We start from the raw sequence: 20033 nt of genomic DNA, 5'->3' as shown, positions 1-20033 counted from the left end.
AGAGCGGTTTAATTAATGTCAGACGGATCTTTATGGTTGGGAAACTCTGCTACGCGTGTGGAAGTTTAAAGTGAATGTGTGTAGAGAAAATTAGAACAACTCCGGTAGTTATGAGGTTTGTTATTTTTTAATTCGTGGCCTGTCGTTCATATGTTGTTTTGTGGTTGGGCGGACGCTTACTGGCTTTTTTCGCTTCTTTAAGTAGGTTCCTTCTTTCCTGATGTTTTCGTATAGCAATTACTTTTAAAAGTGGGCAAAGTTTTTTAAACGAGTCCATTGAGTGCGGTTGCATTGATGAACTGTTTCATTAAGCGCGTGAACGGCACAGCGAATTCCTATGATGAGTAGTTTTCAGGATGAAGTCCCCAAAGCCAGGGTTAATATAAGGCTTGATCTCCATACTGGCGGCGCAAGTAAAAATGTTGAGCTGCCGTTGAAATTGATGGTGCTCGGCGATTTCAGCAATGGAAGAGAGCAGCGCGCGCTTTCGCAGCGAAGCAAAGTCAATGTCGACAAAAACAATTTCGACCAGGTTTTAGGCGAGTATTGCCCCAAGTTGAACATTGCCGTGGCCGATACGCTGTCATCTGGCGGCGAAGAAGCCAGTGTTCAGCTCCTATTTCAGAAAATGAAAGACTTTGAGCCTGAACAGGTGGCGCGGCAGATTCCGCAGTTGCGTGCGTTGCTGGCTATGCGAAATCTGCTACGCGACTTGAAGTCCAACTTGCTGGATAACGCGACATTCCGCTACGAGCTAGAACAAATTCTTAAAAGCGAACAGTTGAGCGGTGAACTGCGGTTAGAGTTATCCGCATTAAGCAGTGATGCTCACTAACTAGTCAGTTTGCAGGAAATAACTAATGTCACGTGAAAATACACCCGCCTCTGCGCTGGGGCCTGAAGTACTGTCCTCAGAAAATAGAAGCGTATATGCCGACTTATTCGGCAAGATCAATCTCAGCACCGTTTCGTCCCTGGGAGCATTGGAGCCGTATCAGAATAATGATGTGTTGTCCGAAGTCTCCGTCGACGAACGGGTAACGGCGGCGGTCGATGTCTTTATGCGTTTGCTTGAACAGGCTGCGCAAAAGGTCGAGCGGCTCGATAGAACATTACTTGATGAACACATCGCCGCCCTTGATCAGAAAATCAGCCGTCAGCTCGATGCTGTCCTGCATCATCCAGAATTCCAGCGCGTGGAATCGGCGTGGCGGGGCGTGAAGTCCTTGGTCGATCAAACCGATTTTCGTCAGAACGTGCGTATCGAGTTGCTGGATATCAGCAAAGAGCATTTGGTTCAGGACTTCGAAGACGCACCGGAAATCGCCCAAAGCGGCCTTTATCTGCATAGCTACATTCAGGAATACGACACGCCCGGCGGTGAGCCGATAGCGGCGGTTGTTTCCGACTACGAGTTCGATCGCAGCCCGCAAGACATCGCCCTGCTGCGCAATATTTCCAAAGTTTCGGCTGCGGCCCATATGCCTTTCGTGGGGGCGGTGGGTCCAGCCTTTTTTGGGAAAAATTCGATGGAAGAAGTCGCCGCCATCAAGGATATCGGCAACTACTTTGACCGCGCTGAATACATCAAATGGAAGTCTTTCCGCGAAAGCGACGATGCCCGTTATATCGGCCTGACCTTGCCACGCGTATTAGGTCGCTTGCCTTACGGGCCCGACACCGTGCCGGTGCGTAATTTCAATTACGTCGAACACGTCAAAGGGCCCGATCACAATAAATACCTGTGGACCAACGCCTCGTTCGCTTTCGCCACCAACATGGTGAAGAGCTTTATCAAAAACGGATGGTGCGTGCAGATTCGTGGCCCGCAGTCTGGTGGCGCGGTGACTGATCTGCCCATACACCTGTATGACCTGGGTGTCGGTAGCCAAGCAAAAATTCCGTCAGAAGTGATGATTCCGGAAACCCGCGAATTCGAATTCGCCAATCTCGGCTTTATCCCGCTGTCGTATTACAAGAATCGCGATTACGCCTGTTTTTTCTCTGCCAATTCCGCGCAAAAACCCACGCTTTACGACACGGCGGACGCGTCGGCCAACAGCCGCATAAACGCACGCTTGCCCTACATCTTCCTGCTCTCGCGCATCGCCCATTATCTAAAACTGATTCAGCGCGAGAACATCGGTGCCACCAAGGACCGACGGTTGCTGGAGCTGGAGCTGAATAAATGGGTAGGCGGTCTGGTGACCGAAATGACCGACCCCGGCGACGATCTTCAAGCTTCCCATCCGCTGCGCGATGCCAAGGTCACGGTTGAAGACATCGAAGACAACCCCGGCTTTTTCCGCGTGAAGTTGTATGCGGTTCCGCACTTCCAGGTGGAAGGGATGGATATCAACTTGTCGCTGGTGTCGCAAATGCCCAAGGCCAAGGCTTAAACCGTGGCGCTCGGGAATCCGCGGTGAGAATCGATCGTCCTCTCTGGGCCAATGGCGTGTTGCTCTCGGCCCAGCAGTTCCAGCAGCAAGCGCGTCTGGAGGCGTGGAACAACGCGTGCGTGGCTCAGCTGGCGTTGGTTCACCCCTGGGGCGTGACAGCCGTGAGTTTCGATCATGAAGCGCTACGACTTGGAAAAATCAAAGCCGTTGGGCTTTGCCTGCGTATGCCTGATGGCACGCCAATCGACACCCAACGGGCAGATCCTCTTCCGCCGGCGCTCGCACTTTCTGACTTGGTTGCCAGCGACTGCCAGCGTGTGACCGTGCTGCTGGCGTTGCCTTTGGAGCACGGCAACGGCAACAACTGCGTGTTTGACGGCGCGCGCTGTGAGCGACCTACCCGTTATCGCCAGGTTTGGCGCGAGGTGCACGACCACTTCGGCGATGAGGCCGTGTCGATGGGTGTGCTGGAACATGAAGTCAGCCTGCGGCTGGAAACCGACGACAACAGCGAATATCTGGTTTGTCCCCTCGTACGGCTGTTCCGTAATGACCTAGGCGTTTGGGCTATCGACCCAGACTATGTGCCGCCTCTGCTCGGGTTTTGCGCGCATGTGGGGCTGATGGAGCAGCTGGACAATCTGTTGACGCAGCTGTCAACGAAACGGCAGCGCTTGATGGCCATGCGCCGGGAAAGCAATCAGCGCATGGCCGATTTCGCTGTCGCGGACGTATCGCTGTTCTGGCTTCTAAACGCCTTGAACAGCTACCAACCGATCCTCGCCGATATCAAAGCCCATCCCCAGCGTCCGCCAGAGCTTGTATATCGGGAGCTGGTCAAGCTTGCGGGCGGGCTTCTGACCTTTTCGCTTGAGCACGACATCAACGAAATTCCCGCCTACCGGCATGACAATTTGCAGGCCGTTTTTCCCCCGCTGATTCGCATGCTTTCTTCTTTGCTGGAAGCCAGCTTGCCCTCGCGCGTCGTGGTCCTTGCGCTTGAAGAAAGCGGCGCCAACCGCTGGCAAGTCGACCTGCTGGACGCGCGTCTGCGCGAGCACGGCGGAGCTGATTTCTATCTTTCAGTACGCAGCCGCTTGCCGGCAGCGCAATTGCGCGACCAATTCCCTCGCCTGTGCAAAGCGGGCACCCCGGAAGATGTTGATCGCCTGGTTAATGCGGCCCTTGACGGCGTGCCGCTTCGCCCGCTTAGCCATGTGCCGGCGGCCATTCCATTGCGTTTAGAGAACCAGTACTTCGCCTTGGACATGCAGCATGAGAAAGGCCAAGCCGTGCTCGGCGCGGGCGTCTGCGCGTTCTATGTGCCCGCGACGTTGCTGGACGCCAAGCTCGAACTCTTCGCGGTGTTGCGCTCATGAACCCCGCGCAGCGCCGAACCGTCGATACCGACGAACTTCTTCAAGACAGCTATTTGCTGACGGTGCAACTGCTCCATGGTGCCCGGGCGAATGAAAACCAGCGCCTCAGAGACGACTGCATTCAGCAGGTCGAACGTGTCCGCAGTGCGCTTGAAGAGGCCAAGGTCGCTCAGCGCAGCATTGACCTGATCACCCACGCGCAATGTGCGCTGCTGGATGAAACCGCGCTCAATCGCACCGTAGGGGAATGCCGCCTCCCTTGGGAAAGCGAGCCGCTGCAAGCGAAGTTTTTTCAGGAGCATCAGGCCGGCGAAAAGCTCTACGAAAACATTCGTGAGGTACTAAGCGAAGCATCTCCGGACCTGTTGGTTCTTACCGTCTTCCATCGTGTTTTGCTGCTGGGCTTTAAAGGGCGGTATGGCGACCTGCAAGACCCGGCGCGAGAGCAGATGGTTGCCGCACTAAGCGCATGGGTGACGCCGTTGGATAACGCCCTGGCGCGCACCGACGCCGTTGCGCTCGAGCATTCGCGGCCAGCGATACGCTGGTTGCAATCACCGTGGTTTCACGTTGCGAGTGCGGGGGTCTTGCTGCTGGTGCTGTGGTTGGGCCTGGATCACGTTCTGGCCAGCGCGATCGATGCCCTGATGTATAGCCAGGTGGGCCAATGACGCTCACCTTGATACGCGCGCTATGGTTGTGGGTTGGCGCGCTAGCCTGGGCCTTGATCGCCATCTTGCCCATCAACGGCTGGGACGTGGTGCCGTTGGGTATCGCCGTCGCCTTCATCATTGCGCTGGGCTGCGCGTGGGCGGGACGGCAGGTCGCAGCGCAGAGCGAAACCCTGATTTTGCCCGCAGGTGCGGCCTTGCCCCCTTCCTCCTACCGACATCCCATCGCACTGGTTTGTGGTGACGGTGCGAAGTCGTTGTTCAATATGGTCGGCGACGACGCGTTGGCGCTGCACCACAGCGATGTGGGTTGTTATCTCGCGGTGCCTCGAACGAGCCGTTTGCCGGACGTGGTGAATGCCGTGTTGGCGCAGCGACCTGAGTGGGCCAACCAGCTCTGCGTCATCCTCGTGGTCAACCCGAGTGAGCGCACAACAGGGTCCGGGTTGGTCACCGATCTGAAAGCGCTGCGGCATGATCTTTCCCGCGCTCGCCGGCGCGGCGTGACGTTGCCTCTGCTGATCGCCAGCTACCTACCCGCCGGGCAGAGCGACCTTCCCTGGCTCGGTTGGCAGCCTCGCGGTGGGCAGCCATGGATCATGGAGCAGGGGAGTCGGCTGCGCCTCGCTGCCTGGCAGCGCAACGCGCCCACATTGCTGGTCGAGGCGAGCCGTGCGCGTGCTGTCGTGCAATGGAACGCTGGCATGGCCTGGATTGCCGAGCATGTAATCGCGCCACTAAGCGAGGCCGATTCCTATGACTCGCCCTGCACAGCCCAGGCCTGCGGTTTGCTGCTTCTACCGCAAACAGCGTTCGGCGTGCCCGATAACTTATGGCAGCAATGGCTTGGTCAGCACACCGGCCTACGCGAATGCACGCCGGCGGTTGGCGATACCGTAACGCGCCTGGCATTTCCTGATCCGCTATTGGCCCTGTTGTCGGTTCGACCGCACCAAGCCCCTCTGCATCGAACGATTGCCGTTGCGTCATGGCTGTTTGCTGCGACTGGCGCAATCGCATTGATCAGTTCCGCCTGGCAGAACACGCTACTGGCGCGACGGGTCAGCGACGACCTCAGTCGCTTCCAGGTTGCTCGCGTGCATGACCCCATAAGCCCGAGACACGATGACGCGCTGGCAGCGCTGCACGTGCACGCAGCGGTGCTGGATACCTACTACCGCCAAGGTGAACCTCTGGCGCTCGGCCTCGGTTTTTATCGGGGTGAACGGCTGCGAATACCCGTGCGAGATGCCCTCGCTTCTATTCGTTCGGCGTCGCCGGGCGCGACGGTCGAGGACGCGTTGCAACTCGACAGCCTGTCGTTGTTCGCCGTGGGCAGCGCCACCTTGAAGCCTGACTCCACCACTGTGCTGATCAAGGCCATCAGCACCATCAAGGCCCGGCCGGGCTGGCTGATTTTGATCTCTGGCCATACCGATGCGGCAGGCCAGGCCGAACGCAACCAGCAGCTCTCATTGGCCCGAGCCAGCGCCGTGCGTGACTGGATTCAGCAAATGACCAGCATCCCGGCTAATTGCTTCGCCATCCAGGGCCTGGGCGCCAATCAACCCATTTCCAGTAACGACACCGAATTCGGGCGCGCGGCCAATCGCCGTGTCGACATCCGTTTGGTGCCTGAGCCTGCCGCCTGTTTGCCTGCGGTACAGGCCGAGTCGAAACCGCCGTTATCAGCGGCTTTTATCCCCCCAAAAGGAGTTTTTTCACATGGCTATTCCAGTTTATTTGTGGCTGCAGGATGACGGCGGCGCTGCCATCAAGGGCTCAGTGGATGTACAGAAACGCGAAGGCAGCATCGAGGTGCTTGCCCAGGACCACAGCGTGTTCATTCCCACCGACAACAACACCGGGAAACTGACCGGCGCGCGGGTTCATACCCCGTTTGTTTTCCAGAAAGAAATCGACGCATCGAGTCCTTACCTGCTTAAGGCCGTCACCACCGGACAAACCCTTAGAAGCGCCGAGTTCAAATGGTACCGAATCGACGACGCCGGCCAGGAAGTAGAGTACTTCAACACCAAGCTTGAGAACGTCAAGGTGGTGAAGGTGGCGGCAAAAATGCACGACGTAAAAGAACCCTCGAAGGAGAAACACAACCACCTGGAAGTGATCGAACTGCGCTACGAAAAAATCACCTGGACCTACAAGGACGGCAACATCATTCACTCCGACTCCTGGAGCGAGCGTCAGAGCGCTTGAACACTCGGCAGCGGCTTGTTCAGCCGCTGGCTTCGCTTGCTTGAGGGATGTGCATGGCCAGTAATTCCCCTGTTCCGTTTTTCGACCACAGCCGCCACCGGCTCACGGTTCGCAGTGTCGATATTCCGGTTGACGTATTGGCATTTCGAGGTGAGGAGGCGCTGAGCAAGCCTTTCGTCTATCGCATCGAATTCACTTCTACGGAACAGGACATCGCTGCGCAGAAAATGCTTGGGCAGGAAGGCAGCTTTAGCCTGCACGCACCGCCGAACCGTCAGCTGTTACCGATGGGCGATGCCGAATCCGTCAAGCCGCTACGCAGCGTGTATGGGGTAATCACCGGCTTCAAGCGTTTGGCCGGGTCCGATGACCAGGCCATTTACGAAGTGATTTTGGAACCACGGCTCGCCCTGTTGGCGCGCGGCCAACAGTACCGCCTATTTCAACAGCAGTCCGTGCCGGAAATCGTCGAGAGCGTCCTGCGTGACCACCATGGCTTTCGCGGCCAGGACCTGTATTTCGCCTTGCACCGTGACTACCCCAAGCGCGACCAGGTGATGCAATACGGGGAAAGCGACCTGGCGTTTATCGCCAGGCTGCTGGCAGAGGTGGGCATTTGGTACCGCTTCGCCAGCGACGACCGCCTGGGCATTGAAGTGGTCGAATTTCACGATGATCAGCGCGCCTATCAATTTGGCATAGAACTGCCCTACCGGCCGCCATCGGGAACCGCCAGCAGTGGGCAGGACGGAGTTTGGCGGTTGCAGTCCGAGCACGCTGTGGTGGAGCGCCAGGTCAGCCTGCGCAGCTATAACGCCCTCAATGCTAACGCTGACTTGGACGGAGCATTCTCTGGCGATCCGAGCGTTAAAAACACCTACGGCGACGCTTATCGATTTGGCGAACCGTATCGTGCGATGGGTGAAGCGTTAGCCGAACGGGACAACCGCGACAGCGAGAGTGGCCACTTTTTCGCCCGGCTCAGGCATGAGCGCTTTCTGAATCTTCAAACGAAGCTCAGCGGTATCAGCAGCAGCGCCAGCTTGGCGCCAGGGCAAGTGCTTAAAGTCGGTGATGGGGCGCCTCAGGCGTTTTCCACAGGGGCCGTGCTTACCGAACTCATCACCACAGCCGCGCGTGATTGCAGCCTGACGGCGGAATTCAACGCGATCCCTTTTTCGCAGCAGTACTGCTTCCGCCCGGCGCTTGCACAAAAGCCGCAAATCGCGGGCACGGTGCCGGCCCGCATCACCAGCCGCAAAAGCAATGATGCCTATAGCCATATCAACCTAGATGGCCGCTACAAAGTCAGCTTCCTGTTTGATCGCGGCACGTGGCCGGCCGGCGGTGAAAGTTTGTGGCTGCGCCTTGCGCGTCCCTATGCCGGTGCTGCCCACGGCCTGCATCTGCCGTTGCTGGCCGGCACCGAGGTGGCGGTTGCCTTCGAGCAAGGCGATCCCGACCGTCCCTACATCGCCTATGCACTGCACGACAGCGAGCACGCCGACCACGTCACCCTGCGCAACCACAAGCGCAACGTGCTGCGCACCCCTGCCAACAACAAACTGCGGCTCGACGACAGTCGGGGTGAGGAGCACATAAAGCTCAGCACCGAGCACAGCGGCAAAAGCCAACTCAACCTCGGCCACCTTGTCGATAGCGACCGGCACAAACGCGGCGAAGGGTTTGAATTGCGCACCGACGGCTGGGGCGCGATTCGGGCGGGGAAGGGTTTGTTTATCAGCACGGACGAGCAGCGCGTTGCCGGCGGCCAGGTGCTCGCCATGCAGGCAGCCACAGCGATGCTGGAAGGTGCTGAACAGCAACTGCTGCATTGCCAGAAAGTGGCCGCCGCGCATAACTGCTTGCAACCCTCGCTCAATGACCTGCAGCAATTGCACGCCAACGCTAAAGGCCTCAAAGGCCCAGCCATCGTACTCAGTGCTCCACAAGGAATAAGCGCCGTCACGCCGGCCAGCCTGCTGCTGAAAAGCGGCGGCGCCTTGTATCTGCAAAGCCAGGATGAGATCAATTTGGCCGCAGCGCAGCGCCTGAGCGTGCACGCCGGGCAGGCGATTTCGCTGGTTGCCCAACAGCAAGGAATGCGCCTGGTCTCCGGTGATGGGCCCCTGACGATGGCGTCCCACAATGGCGTGCTCGACATCATTGCCAAGCACGATCTCACCGTGCAGACCACGCAAGGTCACATGCAACTTACCGCCAAAAACGGCATTACCCTTGGCTGCGGCGGCGGCTTTATTCGCATCACGGCACAGGGCGAGGTTGAGCTGTACAGCACCGGCAAGCTGACGTTGAAAGGCCAGCATCATTTCCATACGCCAGACGCCCAGGCGTTCCCGCTGCCCGTATTGCCGACCTTCGTGTGCGAAGACTGTATACGCAAGGCGGCGGCCGCTTCCGTTGGTTTCCTGACACGGGGGCAGCAACCATGACGCCTGAATCGCTGGCGGCATGGCTCGACGATCTACAGCAGTGCTGCGCCGCGCAACCTAACGCCTCGTTGTACCTGATCATCGACCAGGCCATCGACGAAGCGCCCCTGGTGCCAGGCGTTTTCAGCATCGTTTCCTGCCATTCATTGTTTACGGGATTGCCTGAGGAAGACGCGGTTCATTTGGCGCCGCTGCTCATTCAAGTGGACCGCGATGCGCCCCTGGTTCGACTGTGGCTCGGCGCGCTGATGGCTGAGCGTGATCCGCGCACCTGCATGGTCGCTCTGGTATCGAGGTGGGGTCTGCAAGCGCTTGGCTCGTACCTCAGTCGCTGCCTGGAAGCGTGCAACGGCGGGCAGACGGGCATCCTCCGGTTCTACGACCCACGCCTCTTCCCGCTGCTCTTCAGCCAAGTGCTAACGCCTGCTCAACAGCAACCGCTGCTTAGCCCAGCCGTGAGCTGGTATTGGCTCGACCGCGATGGTGCGCACCAGCAAATGGAAGGGCTCGATGAGCCGCCCATGTACAGCGACGAACTCGACATAGCCGAACTAACCGACGCGCAACTGGAAACACTCGCCTGCGCCAGCGACGCCGTTGCGCTTACACAGGATCCGTTGGCTGCGTTTCCAGCTGATTGCAGCCTCGAACGCCGGTTTCAAAACTGCTACGCCGCCATGCTGGAAGCCACACGCGTCGGCTTGATCTCGCCTATGCAGCGGGATGCGTTTTCGCTCGATTTTTTGCACAAGGAAGGTGGCGTATGACCGTGGTGATTGGGCGCTCTTTGCACGTCGGAGTTCGGCGTTTAGCCGTGGTTTTTTCCTGTGGACTAACCCTGGCTGTTGTTACCGAAACCAGCTGGGCGGACCTTATTCATGGAATTAACCACACCCATTGGGCCATCAATCGCTTCAGTGTCGACGGCCATCCAGCGATTGACGGTATTAGCCCATACCAAGGGGGCGGCGGTGGTGGAGGGTATTTCGCTCCTCAGCATTGGTCGCCGGGCATGACAGTGCGTGTGGATTGGGAAAGGGGCATAGGGGGGTCTAAGGGATTTCCTGGGTTCGCCGATTGGCCAATATATGAAGCTTGGGTGGAAAAAATGGAGGCCCATAACCGTCAGTTGAGCAAGCTGGTCCCCGTACCCGATTACACCGGTCAAAAGGTCTGCGGCATCACCATCCACTTTCTGCCCTGCGACGAATTACAAGTCAGCACATCCTGCTACCACTACGGCAACCCCGAATACCCCATTAAAACGCCGCTTCATCTGCCGGAGCCGACGTCATGCCCGCAGTGAAACGCTCGTCGGCGACCGTATTTCTAAATGCCTATGCAAGCGGCCAGATCGCCCTGCGTTCGATCTTTCCAAAACGCCGATCTCGCGTTCGCTATGTGCTCAAGGAACACCGCTCATGACTTCTCTGATAAAGCGCCCGCATCTCTGGCGCTCAACGAACTTGTTCGCCATTTTTTGCGCGGCGCTAACGCTGGCTTTGCTGGCCGAAACCGGATGGGCAGGAAGCATCAATGGCATTAACCACACGCATTGGGCGATTGATCGTTTTAGCGTTGATGGCCGATCCGCAATTGACATTATCGGGCCCTACCAAGGGGGCGGGGGCGGGTGGGGGTATTCGGTCCCCGCACGATGGCGGGCTGGAATGACGGTGCGGGTAGATTGGGAGACTGGCTTGGGAAGCAGCGAAGGTTATCCCGGCATTGGGGATTGGCCCAAATATTTAGCGTGGGAAAAAATGGTTGATGAAAAGAAACGCACGCTCACCAAATTGGTCGCCGTACCGGATTACACCGGTGAGAAAACCTGCGGCATAACCGTGCATTTTCTTCCGTGCGATGAATTACAAGTCAGCACATCCTGCTATCACTACGGCAATCCGGAATACCCGATCAAGACGCCGCTTCATCTGCCGGAGCCGACGTCATGTCCGCAGTAGGCCATTCCCCGGTGTGGTATCCGCCGGAATTTCCAGCGCAAGGTCGATTGCCCAGTCGGCCAGAACAGGTCGTTTGGAATATTCATCGTCAAGGCGATATCGAGCGTGATTACCACGGCGCGCTGTCGGAAGCATCAGGCCTGCGCGTGACTCCGCCCTGTTGCAAAACCTTGCACATCAGCCTCTTTTTCGACGGCACGGGAAACAATCTCTTTAACGACTTGTTTGTCTCAGATATTCCCCATCCAACGAACATCGCCCGGCTATTTCGCGCGACGATTGGCCACGGTTACGCGGGTGGAGCCTCTGGTATGGAGGGCTTGCTCGACCCGCCTGGTACAGGGTTGGGCCAGTACTACAAGTACTACATGCCTGGCGTTGGCACGCCGTTTCCGGAGGTCGGAGATTTGGACTATTCGACTCTTGGACTGGCGTTTGCTCGCCATGGCGAGGAGCGCATCAACTGGGGCCTTCTGATGATTATCGATGCCCTGCGCCAGGAACTGGGTTTGCCGAGTATGGATGGGGCTGGCCTTAAAGCCTCCGTCGAAGCAATGGGGTCGACCATGGGTATTGCTGCACGCCGGAGTCGGACTCGGGAGTTTGATCGTCAGCTTCGCTTGTTGGTCCCGCTTTTGGGGCCGGCGGTGCTTCATCCCTTTGCGGGCAAGCCCAAACTCGTGGGTATCAAGTTGTATGTGTACGGCTTTTCACGCGGCGCTGCAGCGGCACGAGCGTTCGTTACCTGGCTCAACGAATTGCTTAGCCATACAGAACGAACGCAGCCAGCGTTACAGGTGGACGACCTGCGTCTTCCTGTCCGGGTTCAGTATCTGGGCCTGCTGGATACGGTGGCATCGGTAGGCATCGCAGATATGATGCCCGGGGCCGATGGGCATATGAGTTGGGCCGACAAAAACCAGCAGTTGCCCGGAGGAAATAATCTCGTTAAACGCTGCTTGCACTTGGTGGCAGGCCACGAGCAGCGGTTGTGTTTTCCTTTGGACTCTATTCGCCGTCCCAGTGGCGGATATCCGGTAAATAGTCATGAAGTGATTTACCCCGGGGTGCATTCGGATGTGGGGGGAGGCTATCCGGCCGGGGATCAGGGAAAAGCTTTTGGAAACGACAGTTTTTTATTATCTCAGGTGGCTTTAAACGATCTGTATGCAGATTCGTTCACGTACGGCGCACCTTTGAAAGTTCCGGAGGATGTTCTTCCGCACCGTTTAAAAAGTGATATGTGGCGGGTTTTAGATGCCTCTGCAATTAACTCATTTGATGTTTCTTCGGAGCTTGTAGATCGCTTTAATGCCTGGCGCCAGATGATTGCGAATACGACATCCGTTTCAGTGACCCTAGCCTCAAAAAGAGGCGCGCCTTTTGATCCGCTTGTTACAACGTTCAGCCTTGAATCAGCTTTGAGGAGTCAACTCAGCTGGCTAACCGCCTGGCGCATCGATCGTTACGCCTTCTTCAGCATGGAGCACACCAGCTTCTATAACCAGGCGAGCGACACCCACGCTGATCCGGTTGTGCAGAGCGCTGCCAAAACGACCCGCGACAAAAAGCAGCAAGCAGTAAATGCCGAGCGTGTCGTGCAACAGGAATTGGAGCGCCGGGGCCAGGCGCCCAGGCCTTTACCTCCAGGCCCGAAAGACTTCGATCCCGATCTGGGGAAAACCCAGCTGCGCGAGGCGGCTTATGAGTTCGGCCAAGCCTTTCGCGACCTCAATCATCTGGCCTCCCGAATTGACCGAATCGTGCCTTCAGCAATCGGCTGGCCGGATGTATTCGACAATTTCCATGTCGACGTTGGGGTGGAGTGCCTGCAACTGAAGGCGGCCGGTCGAGCGCGAGTCAGGGAGCTATTTCCACCGCCTGAAGGTTTCAGCAGCCACCTCGACGACCACCGCCGTGGCAAGGTCGACGAAAACCGCAACGCGTCAACCCCGGTAGGGCTATTGCGTGCTCTGTTCGATGAGCATGTGCATGACTCGCGCGCCTGGTTTCTTTACTCCTGGAAACGCGAGCCGTTTGGCAGCTTTTTCCGCGAACGCATGGTGTTTTTCGGGGACGCCAGCAGACGAGAAATCGTGCTCAACGAGCAGGAGAAGCGCGAACTGCTGGCCTATCAGGCGCCGCCTGCGGAAATCAGTGAACGCTGGGTCGAGATTCAGCGGGTGCGCACCGATAAGTGGCTAGCCGAACGCGCCTTGACCCATGGGGAGTTTGACCATGACGCGGCATAGGCACATTAGCCAAACGCACATTTTGCCCAGCCTCTGGCGAAGTCTCGGCCTTGTCGCATTAGGGCTATTTGGCGGGGAGGTTCGGGCGGACCTCATCTATGGAATTAACCACACCCATTGGGCGATCAATCGCTTCAGTGTCGACGGGCATCCGGCGATTGACATTATTGGCCCGTACCAAGGCGGCGGCGGTGGTGGAGGGTATTTCGCTCCTCAGTACTGGTCGCCGGGGATGACAGTGCGTGTGGATTGGGAGAGGGGCTTAGGCGGATCGAAGGGATTTCCCGGGTTTGCAGACCGGACCAAATATCAGGCATGGCTTAAAAAAATGGAGTCTCAGAATCGCAAATTGACCAGGACCGTGTCGGTGCCTGATTACACCGACACGAAAGTCTGCGGCATTACAGTCCACTTTCTCCCATGCGACGAGTTGCAAGTCACCACCTCCTGCTACCGCTACGGCCAACCCGACTACCCGATTAAAACGCCGCTTCACCTGCCGGAGCCTGCCTCATGTCCCGGTTAAACACCTGCCCGTCACGCGAGAAAATCATGGGGTTCATAGCGCTTCCAAAAATCGGATTGCACGATGCTCGGCCGCTTCGTAGCCGGCAAGTTCGTGCAGTTTCAAGCTGCGGCACAAGCAGGCAGGCCGGGCTTTGAAAACGATGCCGCATTTTAATCCTTATCCACTGAATGCCCGTCCAGCCTATGGGCGCTGGTCTATGGCCGGCGCCGTATTGCTTTGCCTCGCCAGTGTGGCGGCCGTGCAGGTTGGGCCGTTTGTTGAGCCACGTCAGGCGGCGGATGGTGTTGTGGTTGTGCTGGCGTCCTGGCTGTTGGCTCTGTTGCTGCGGATGATTTACCACCATGCCAATCGAGCCAATGCCGAGCGCTATACGCAGTTCGCTGAGCAGGTGCAGCGGCGCTGGTGGCGGGAGCACCGTGAGCAGGTGTCGATGATCGAATCGGTGCTGGTCAGCCCGGCCTGCAGCGCTGTCGAAACGGCGGCGGCGCTTTTTACGTTCACTTATTTACCGCCCCACAACGCGGTGCGCGCGCCGGCACCGATTCGGTCGCCGTTGGTGCGCGGCGTTCAGCGCGCCGAACGCGAGATGCAGCTTGCTCGGTTGCTGGTCATGCGCTGGCAAGAGCAAAACCCGGCGCCGGAGGTCGGTGATTTAATGCACTGTTACTGGTTAGGGGCGCCCTCAGTCTGGCGGGCGTTTTGCGCGCAGATCGCGGAGCTCGCGCCGCAGGTGCGACTGCCCGACGAGCCGCAGCAGTGGCGGGGGATCGAGAGTCTGAACGACGCTATCGATGCCCTGCAAAACGCCCCGCAGCAGTCGCGCATTCTCTGCGTCGCGTGTGTATCGCTGGACGTCATCCCTAACGCTGGCGAAGCGGCATTGCTTTGGCTGCTGGGCCCGAGCGGGGGTCCGCGCCTGCAGCGAGGCGAATGGCTGACCCTCGGCGCCGAACGGTTAGTCGATGTGAGCAGGCGTGCCCTGGAGCAGGCAGAACTGCAACACCCAGCCCAAGCCTGCATCACATTCAGCCAACCGCAATTGCACGACGAGCAGGCCCCCGACTGGGACCTTCCCAAGCATTTACAGGATGCCAACTTCGGCGCGCTCGGCGATATGGAAGCGATGGTCGCGTTGACGCTGGCCTGTTGGTATACGCAGTGCAATGACGTGCCGTGTTCATGGCTGGCCAGTGACCCGACGCACAGCGTCGCGCTTGGCGTGGTGAAGCCCGATGAACCAGTCTGAGTCGTCACGTTCTTTCAGGTGGCAACCGGTTGCGTTGCTGGTGCTGGCCGCCGTGCTGGTGGTGGCACTGACGGCGCTGCTTTGGTGGCTTTACTCCGCAGCCCCGGCGGATGAAATCGATTGGCAGCGTGCGATTCCGACCTTGGCACTGGTTGCGGCGGGACTGGCCTTTTTCGCCGTCGTGGCATGGCTGATCATCCACGGTCACATCGGGCACTGGAGCGCCGCCATGCAAACGGTGTGGTGGCGCCGGCAGAGCCCGCTTCCGGTCGATGGGCCTGGCGAGGAAATCGCCTCCGCCATGCGCGAGCAATTCGGCTTCTTTTGGCGTCGGCGCGTGCGTCTGTTGTGGGTGCTCGGCGAGCCTGAGCAGGTCGAGTCGCTGGTGCCAGGCCTGGCTGAAAAGCTGTGGCTGCCTGATCAGAACACGCTGCTGCTGTGGATCGGTTCATCGCAAAGTCCGGTCGAGCCGGAACGCTTGGAACGCTGGCGCGCATTGCGGGCCTGGCGGCCTGTGGATGGGTTTATTTGGGTACTAAGCGAAGGTCAGCGTGACACGGCCGATTTTGTCGCAACCGGCACGCGCCTTTTACAGCGCGTGATGCGAACGCTGCGTTGGCAAGCGCCGCTGCATCTGTGGCAGCTCAGTGCTACCGAGTGGGAGCAGGCGCAACGTCCACAACAAACGGTGGGGCGCGTGCTTCCCGTGCGAGCAGATGCTGTGCAGTTTCAGGCCTGTTTGCGTGAGGTGCTGCCGCCGTTGCGACGGCTTGGTTTGGCGCAGATGCAAAACCTGCCGTCAGACGATTTTCTCTGGCGCCTTGCGCGCGATTTACAAGCCGAAGGCGTCACGCGCTGGGCTCAGGCGTTGGTGCCGTTGTTTGAGCGCCGCAATCCGGCAGTGGCGCTGCGTGGAATCTGGTTCAGCCCGCTAGCGCATGGGCGTGCACCGACCAGCCATCAGCGTTCCTGGGCTTTTTCGCCAGCCTGGGCGGGCGTGCTGGGTGATCGGGCACGCGGGCGCCGGCTGGGCTGGAACGCGCCACGGGTGTTGTATGCGTCGCTAATGTCAGTGGCCTGCGTGTGGAGCGTTGGGTTGCTGCTGTCGTTTGTCAGCAACCGGCTGATGGTCGCTCAGGCACAGCACACCTTGACGATGATGCAGCAGGCGCAAGGAGGGGATGAGCAACTGCTTGCGCTGCACGAAATGGTGCGGGAGTTGGCACGCTTGCGCCAGCGCTCGGCCGATGGCGTGCCGTGGCAGCAGCGCTGGGGCTTGAGCCGGAACGCCGATTTGCTCGCAGCGTTCTGGCCGCGTTATGTCGAAGCCAATAACCGCCTGCTGCGCGATCCGCTGGCGGCCAGCCTGCATCGGCAGATGACGGCGCTGCTGGCTTTGGCGCCGCAGAGTCCGGAGCGATCAGCCCGTGCGGCTCAAGCTTACGACCAGCTCAAAGCGTACTTGATGATGGCGCGTCCGGAGCGCAGCGAAGCTGACTTTCTTGCCGCCACGTTGGCGCTTGAAATACCAGAGCACCACGACGTAAAGCCGGACCGTTGGCAAGGATTGTCGGCCAGTTTGCTCAGCTTTTATGCGACGCAATTGGCGGCGTACCCGCACTGGCGCATCCAGCCTGACCGGCGCCTGATCGCGCAGGTGCGTCAGGTGTTGTTGGGCCAATTGGGGCAGCGCAACGCGGAGTCCAATCTGTATCAGCAGGTGCTGGATGAGGCGGCCAATAACTATCCAGCCCTGGGGGTGGAGCAACTGACCAGCGAGGCGGATGCCCAGCCGTTGTTTGCAAGTGCAGTGACGGTGCCGGGGGAGTTTACCCGCCAGGCCTGGGAGGGCCAGGTGCGTCAGGCGATTGAACAGGCCGCTGAGGCGCGCCGCGAAAAAGTGGATTGGGTGTTGAGCGAATCACCCGCCGAACTGATGCCCGAGCTGACGCCGCAGCAGCTCAGACAGCGTCTCACCGCACGTTACTTTCAGGACTACAGCGGCGCCTGGCTGAGGTTTCTCAATAGCCTGCAGTGGCAACGCGCGAGCAGCCTGGCGGACGTGATTGATCAACTGACGTTGATGAGTGATGTGCGCCAGTCGCCCTTGATTGCGCTGCTCAATGCATTGGCCTTCCAGGGAGAGGCGGGTGGGCGGACGTCGGCATTGACCGATACGCTGATCGACTCGGCGCAAAAGCTTCTGGCGAACACACCGGTGGCGGCCATCAATCAACACCTGCCCGGTGCCGATGGCCCGCTGCATGCGACGTTTGGTCCGCTGCTGAAACTGCTGGGCAACCAGGATGAGCCCGAGGCCGGGCAGTCGTTGAGCATTCACGCATTCCTGAATCGGGTAACGCGGGTGCGGCTGACGTTGCAACAGATCAGCGCCGCCCAAGATCCGCAGCACATGACGCAAGCCTTGGCGCAAACCGTGTTTCAAGGCAAAGGTGTAGACCTCACCGATACGCGTGGCTACGGCAACCTTCTGGCTGCCAGCCTCGGCGCTGAGTGGGCGGGCATCGGCCAGACGTTGTTTGTGCAGCCCTTGGAACAGGCGTGGCAACAGGTGCTGGAGCCTTCAGCCAGTGCGCTCAATCGGCAGTGGCAGCGGACGATTGTCGACCTGTGGGATAAGTCATTCACCGGACGTTATCCCTTCGCCGCCACCACCAACACCGCATCGTTGCCAATGCTGGGGCAGATGATTCGTGCCGACTCCGGGCGCATCGAGCAATTTTTGCAGCAGCAGTTGGCCGGCGTCCTGCGCAAGGAGGGCACGCGCTGGGTGGTCGATCCGCGCCATAGCCAGGGCCTGTCTTTCAATCCGGCGTTTCTCGATGCGGTTGAGCAACTCAGCGAATTGGCCGACGTGTTGTTCACCGACGGTGGCATGGGGCTGAGTTTTGAACTGTTGGCCAAACCGGTGCAGGACGTCGCGCAAACCCTGTTCATTCTCGACGGCCAGCGACTGCATTACTTCAACCAGAAGGAAAGCTGGCATCGCTTCACATGGCCGGGCAGCGGCGAATATCCCGGCGCGAGTGTGACGTGGACAAGTACCCACGGCGGCGAGCGCTTGTTTGGTGATTTTCAGGGGCCATGGGGCCTGATCCGCCTGCTTGAACTTGCCCAAGCCACTGCACTGGATGACAGCGAAAGCCGCTACCGCCTGCAACTTGAAACCCCTGATGGCCCGATGCTGACCTGGCACCTGCGCACCGAGTTACATGCCGGGCCTTTGGCGTTGTTGCGTCTGCGCGGGTTCCGTCTGCCCACGGATATTTTTCTTCCAACGCGCGCGGTCGCTGATGACGTGCAGGAGCGCCTATGACGCTGCAGACCCTTGTGGACAACTGCTTGCAGCAAGTGGATGGGCTGTCGATGGCACGGCAACAGGCCGCGCAATGGGCGCCCTGGTTGCTGCCGTTGGAGCACAACCCGCCGGCCGGCACAGACCCTGGCTACCACGATGACTATCAGCAGATGCGCGAGGAGGTGGACAAGCTGTCGGGCGCCAATGCAGCGCGCGTGGCGAGCCTGGCCCAATCGCTGCTCACCACCTGCTGCAAGGATTTGCGCGTGGCCACATATTACGTCTGGGCTCGTTTGCATCAAGACGGCGAGGCGGGTTTGGCCGACGGTCTGAACCTGCTGGCCGCTCTGGTGGATCGGTTCGCAAATCAATTGTTGCCGGCAAGGCCCAGCGGGCAAAAGTTGGCAGTGGAGTGGCTGGCCGGAGCGAAGGTGTTGGCGAGTCTGTCGTTGTATCCGGAAGTGGCCAAGCCCGATGCGCAGCGCACGGTCGCAGCCCTGGTCTGGCTGGAGCAAAGCCTTGGCAGTTGGCCGCCCGAGCAGCGTCCGTGTCTGGATGGCTTGTATGCCGCGCTGGCGCAACGCCTGTCGCAGGCGGGTGGCGTTGATGCGCTGGTGCCGCAGCACAGCGCCGCTGATGAGCGCAGCGTGCCGGCGACTGCCATTCAATCCGGCCGCGATCTGCTTGAGCATGGCCGCATGCTGGCGGGTTACCTGCGCGCGCAGCCATCTGGCTGGCTGGCTGCCCACCGGCTGATGAAAAGCCTGCGCTGGGACACGGTGCAGCAGGCGCCGCCCCTGGGGGCTGCCGGGCATACCCGCCTGGCACCGCCGCGCGCCGATTACCGCGCACAGCTGCGCCGGCTGTACGTGCAGCAAAGCTGGAGCGAACTGCTGGAACTGACCGAGCGGGTGTACGCCGAGGGCGTTAACCATTTCTGGCTCGACCTGCAGTGGTACGTGCACCAGGCGCTCGGCAAACAGCCGGCGCCGCAGGACGCGTGGGTCGACGTTGTGCGAAGCGATCTGGCGCTTTTTCTTGACCGCGTACCGGGCTTGGAAATGTTGTGCTGGAGCGATGGGTCTCCCTTCGCCGATGCCACCACCAGCGCCTGGATCACTCAGCATGTACGCCAGGCACCAGGGCAATGGCTGTCGCCAGCAACACCTGTAGCGGCAGTTACAGACGACACTCTGGAGTTGGAAAACGAGGCACTGGCGCAAGCCGACAGCGACGGGGTGGACGCCGCACTTGCGTGGCTGGCGGCGCGCCCTGGCATACAGAGCGGTCGCCAGCGCTGGCTTCTGCGTTTGCTGATGGCACGAATCACCGAGCAATGCGGCAAGAGTGAATTAGCCATTCATTTGTTGGATGAGCTGGATCGCCGAGCCCAGGCACTTGCCTTGGTGGAGTGGGAGCCCGAGTTGGCATTCGAGGTCAAGGTGCGGCTGCTCAAATTGCTCCGCGGACGGGGCGCTCAAGCCACAGCCGACAAGGCGGCGCAACGCTCGCGGATGGACGCGCTGCTGGCCTCGCTGGTAGCCATCGATCCACTGCGCGCGGCGGTGTTGTGTGGCTGATTTTTCTGGGGGACCCGCGAGCGA

At 59.4% G+C, this 20033-nt stretch carries 15 protein-coding genes; all 15 read left to right on the top strand.

Features of this window, described 5'->3' with window-relative positions; all coding sequences use genetic code 11:
• Nucleotides 1-340: 340 nt before the first annotated feature.
• The 15 genes from tssB to tssA all read left to right on the top strand — a co-directional run bounded on the left by tssB (nucleotide 341) and on the right by tssA (nucleotide 20009).
• Nucleotides 341-835 carry a type VI secretion system contractile sheath small subunit gene (gene tssB / locus AC0IW7_RS04190; protein WP_471815952.1) on the top strand — a complete coding sequence of 165 codons (495 nt, stop codon included), beginning with the start codon at nucleotides 341-343 and terminating at the stop codon, nucleotides 833-835.
• A gap of 25 nt (nucleotides 836-860) precedes the next feature.
• Entirely contained in the window at nucleotides 861-2399 is a 1539-nt protein-coding gene (gene tssC / locus AC0IW7_RS04185; protein ID WP_471815950.1) for a type VI secretion system contractile sheath large subunit, read from the top strand.
• A gap of 23 nt (nucleotides 2400-2422) precedes the next feature.
• Nucleotides 2423-3778 carry a type VI secretion system baseplate subunit TssK gene (tssK, locus tag AC0IW7_RS04180; protein ID WP_471815948.1) on the top strand — a complete coding sequence of 452 codons (1356 nt, stop codon included), beginning with the start codon at nucleotides 2423-2425 and terminating at the stop codon, nucleotides 3776-3778.
• Nucleotides 3775-4449 carry a type VI secretion system protein TssL, short form gene (tssL, locus tag AC0IW7_RS04175; RefSeq protein ID WP_471815946.1) on the top strand — a complete coding sequence of 225 codons (675 nt, stop codon included), beginning with the start codon at nucleotides 3775-3777 and terminating at the stop codon, nucleotides 4447-4449. Before tssK ends, tssL begins: the two co-directional genes overlap by 4 nt.
• Nucleotides 4446-6209 (top strand): OmpA family protein, encoded by a 1764-nt coding sequence (locus AC0IW7_RS04170; RefSeq protein WP_471815944.1) that lies wholly within the window; start codon nucleotides 4446-4448, stop codon nucleotides 6207-6209. The genes tssL and AC0IW7_RS04170 overlap by 4 nt, the downstream gene beginning before the upstream one ends.
• Nucleotides 6175-6666 (top strand): Hcp family type VI secretion system effector, encoded by a 492-nt coding sequence (locus AC0IW7_RS04165; protein ID WP_471815942.1) that lies wholly within the window; start codon nucleotides 6175-6177, stop codon nucleotides 6664-6666. The genes AC0IW7_RS04170 and AC0IW7_RS04165 overlap by 35 nt, the downstream gene beginning before the upstream one ends.
• Before the next feature lie 53 nt (nucleotides 6667-6719).
• On the top strand, nucleotides 6720-9119 hold the full coding sequence (locus AC0IW7_RS04160; protein ID WP_471815940.1) for a type VI secretion system Vgr family protein: 2400 nt from the start codon (nucleotides 6720-6722) through the stop codon (nucleotides 9117-9119).
• The gene (locus AC0IW7_RS04155) at nucleotides 9116-9886 is read left to right on the top strand and encodes a DUF4123 domain-containing protein (protein ID WP_471815938.1); all 771 of its coding nucleotides are present in this window, start codon (nucleotides 9116-9118) and stop codon (nucleotides 9884-9886) included. Before AC0IW7_RS04160 ends, AC0IW7_RS04155 begins: the two co-directional genes overlap by 4 nt.
• The gene (locus AC0IW7_RS04150) at nucleotides 9883-10425 is read left to right on the top strand and encodes a DUF3304 domain-containing protein (protein WP_471815936.1); all 543 of its coding nucleotides are present in this window, start codon (nucleotides 9883-9885) and stop codon (nucleotides 10423-10425) included. Before AC0IW7_RS04155 ends, AC0IW7_RS04150 begins: the two co-directional genes overlap by 4 nt.
• A gap of 115 nt (nucleotides 10426-10540) precedes the next feature.
• The gene (locus tag AC0IW7_RS04145) at nucleotides 10541-11083 is read left to right on the top strand and encodes a DUF3304 domain-containing protein (RefSeq protein WP_471815935.1); all 543 of its coding nucleotides are present in this window, start codon (nucleotides 10541-10543) and stop codon (nucleotides 11081-11083) included.
• Entirely contained in the window at nucleotides 11071-13335 is a 2265-nt protein-coding gene (locus AC0IW7_RS04140) for a T6SS phospholipase effector Tle1-like catalytic domain-containing protein (protein ID WP_471815933.1), read from the top strand. Before AC0IW7_RS04145 ends, AC0IW7_RS04140 begins: the two co-directional genes overlap by 13 nt.
• The gene (locus AC0IW7_RS04135) at nucleotides 13322-13861 is read left to right on the top strand and encodes a DUF3304 domain-containing protein (RefSeq protein ID WP_471815932.1); all 540 of its coding nucleotides are present in this window, start codon (nucleotides 13322-13324) and stop codon (nucleotides 13859-13861) included. The genes AC0IW7_RS04140 and AC0IW7_RS04135 overlap by 14 nt, the downstream gene beginning before the upstream one ends.
• A 199-nt stretch (nucleotides 13862-14060) precedes the next feature.
• Nucleotides 14061-15110, top strand: a complete 1050-nt coding sequence (locus AC0IW7_RS04130; RefSeq protein WP_471815930.1) for a hypothetical protein — start codon at nucleotides 14061-14063, stop codon at nucleotides 15108-15110.
• The gene (locus tag AC0IW7_RS04125) at nucleotides 15097-18447 is read left to right on the top strand and encodes an ImcF-related family protein (protein WP_471815928.1); all 3351 of its coding nucleotides are present in this window, start codon (nucleotides 15097-15099) and stop codon (nucleotides 18445-18447) included. The genes AC0IW7_RS04130 and AC0IW7_RS04125 overlap by 14 nt, the downstream gene beginning before the upstream one ends.
• The gene (tssA, locus tag AC0IW7_RS04120; protein ID WP_471815926.1) at nucleotides 18444-20009 is read left to right on the top strand and encodes a type VI secretion system protein TssA; all 1566 of its coding nucleotides are present in this window, start codon (nucleotides 18444-18446) and stop codon (nucleotides 20007-20009) included. Before AC0IW7_RS04125 ends, tssA begins: the two co-directional genes overlap by 4 nt.
• Nucleotides 20010-20033 lie beyond the last annotated feature (24 nt).

It is taken from the genome of Pseudomonas sp. AC229 (genome assembly GCF_979254655.1).
The sequence above is the reverse complement of the archived record's forward strand: the minus strand, read 5'-3'. Positions and strand labels throughout refer to the sequence as shown.

Bases quoted from the DNA above. Each gene is read 5' to 3' on its own strand.
- tssB (WP_471815952.1), top strand. From the start codon at position 341: ATGAGTAGTTTTCAGGATGAAGTCCCCAAAGCCAGGGTTAATATAAGG.
- tssC (WP_471815950.1), top strand. From the start codon at position 861: ATGTCACGTGAAAATACACCCGCCTCTGCGCTGGGGCCTGAAGTACTG.
- tssL (WP_471815946.1), top strand. From the start codon at position 3,775: ATGAACCCCGCGCAGCGCCGAACCGTCGATACCGACGAACTTCTTCAA.
- AC0IW7_RS04170 (WP_471815944.1), top strand. From the start codon at position 4,446: ATGACGCTCACCTTGATACGCGCGCTATGGTTGTGGGTTGGCGCGCTA.
- AC0IW7_RS04165 (WP_471815942.1), top strand. From the start codon at position 6,175: ATGGCTATTCCAGTTTATTTGTGGCTGCAGGATGACGGCGGCGCTGCC.
- AC0IW7_RS04160 (WP_471815940.1), top strand. From the start codon at position 6,720: ATGGCCAGTAATTCCCCTGTTCCGTTTTTCGACCACAGCCGCCACCGG.
- AC0IW7_RS04155 (WP_471815938.1), top strand. From the start codon at position 9,116: ATGACGCCTGAATCGCTGGCGGCATGGCTCGACGATCTACAGCAGTGC.
- AC0IW7_RS04150 (WP_471815936.1), top strand. From the start codon at position 9,883: ATGACCGTGGTGATTGGGCGCTCTTTGCACGTCGGAGTTCGGCGTTTA.
- AC0IW7_RS04145 (WP_471815935.1), top strand. From the start codon at position 10,541: ATGACTTCTCTGATAAAGCGCCCGCATCTCTGGCGCTCAACGAACTTG.
- AC0IW7_RS04140 (WP_471815933.1), top strand. From the start codon at position 11,071: ATGTCCGCAGTAGGCCATTCCCCGGTGTGGTATCCGCCGGAATTTCCA.
- AC0IW7_RS04135 (WP_471815932.1), top strand. From the start codon at position 13,322: ATGACGCGGCATAGGCACATTAGCCAAACGCACATTTTGCCCAGCCTC.
- AC0IW7_RS04130 (WP_471815930.1), top strand. From the start codon at position 14,061: ATGGCCGGCGCCGTATTGCTTTGCCTCGCCAGTGTGGCGGCCGTGCAG.
- AC0IW7_RS04125 (WP_471815928.1), top strand. From the start codon at position 15,097: ATGAACCAGTCTGAGTCGTCACGTTCTTTCAGGTGGCAACCGGTTGCG.
- tssA (WP_471815926.1), top strand. From the start codon at position 18,444: ATGACGCTGCAGACCCTTGTGGACAACTGCTTGCAGCAAGTGGATGGG.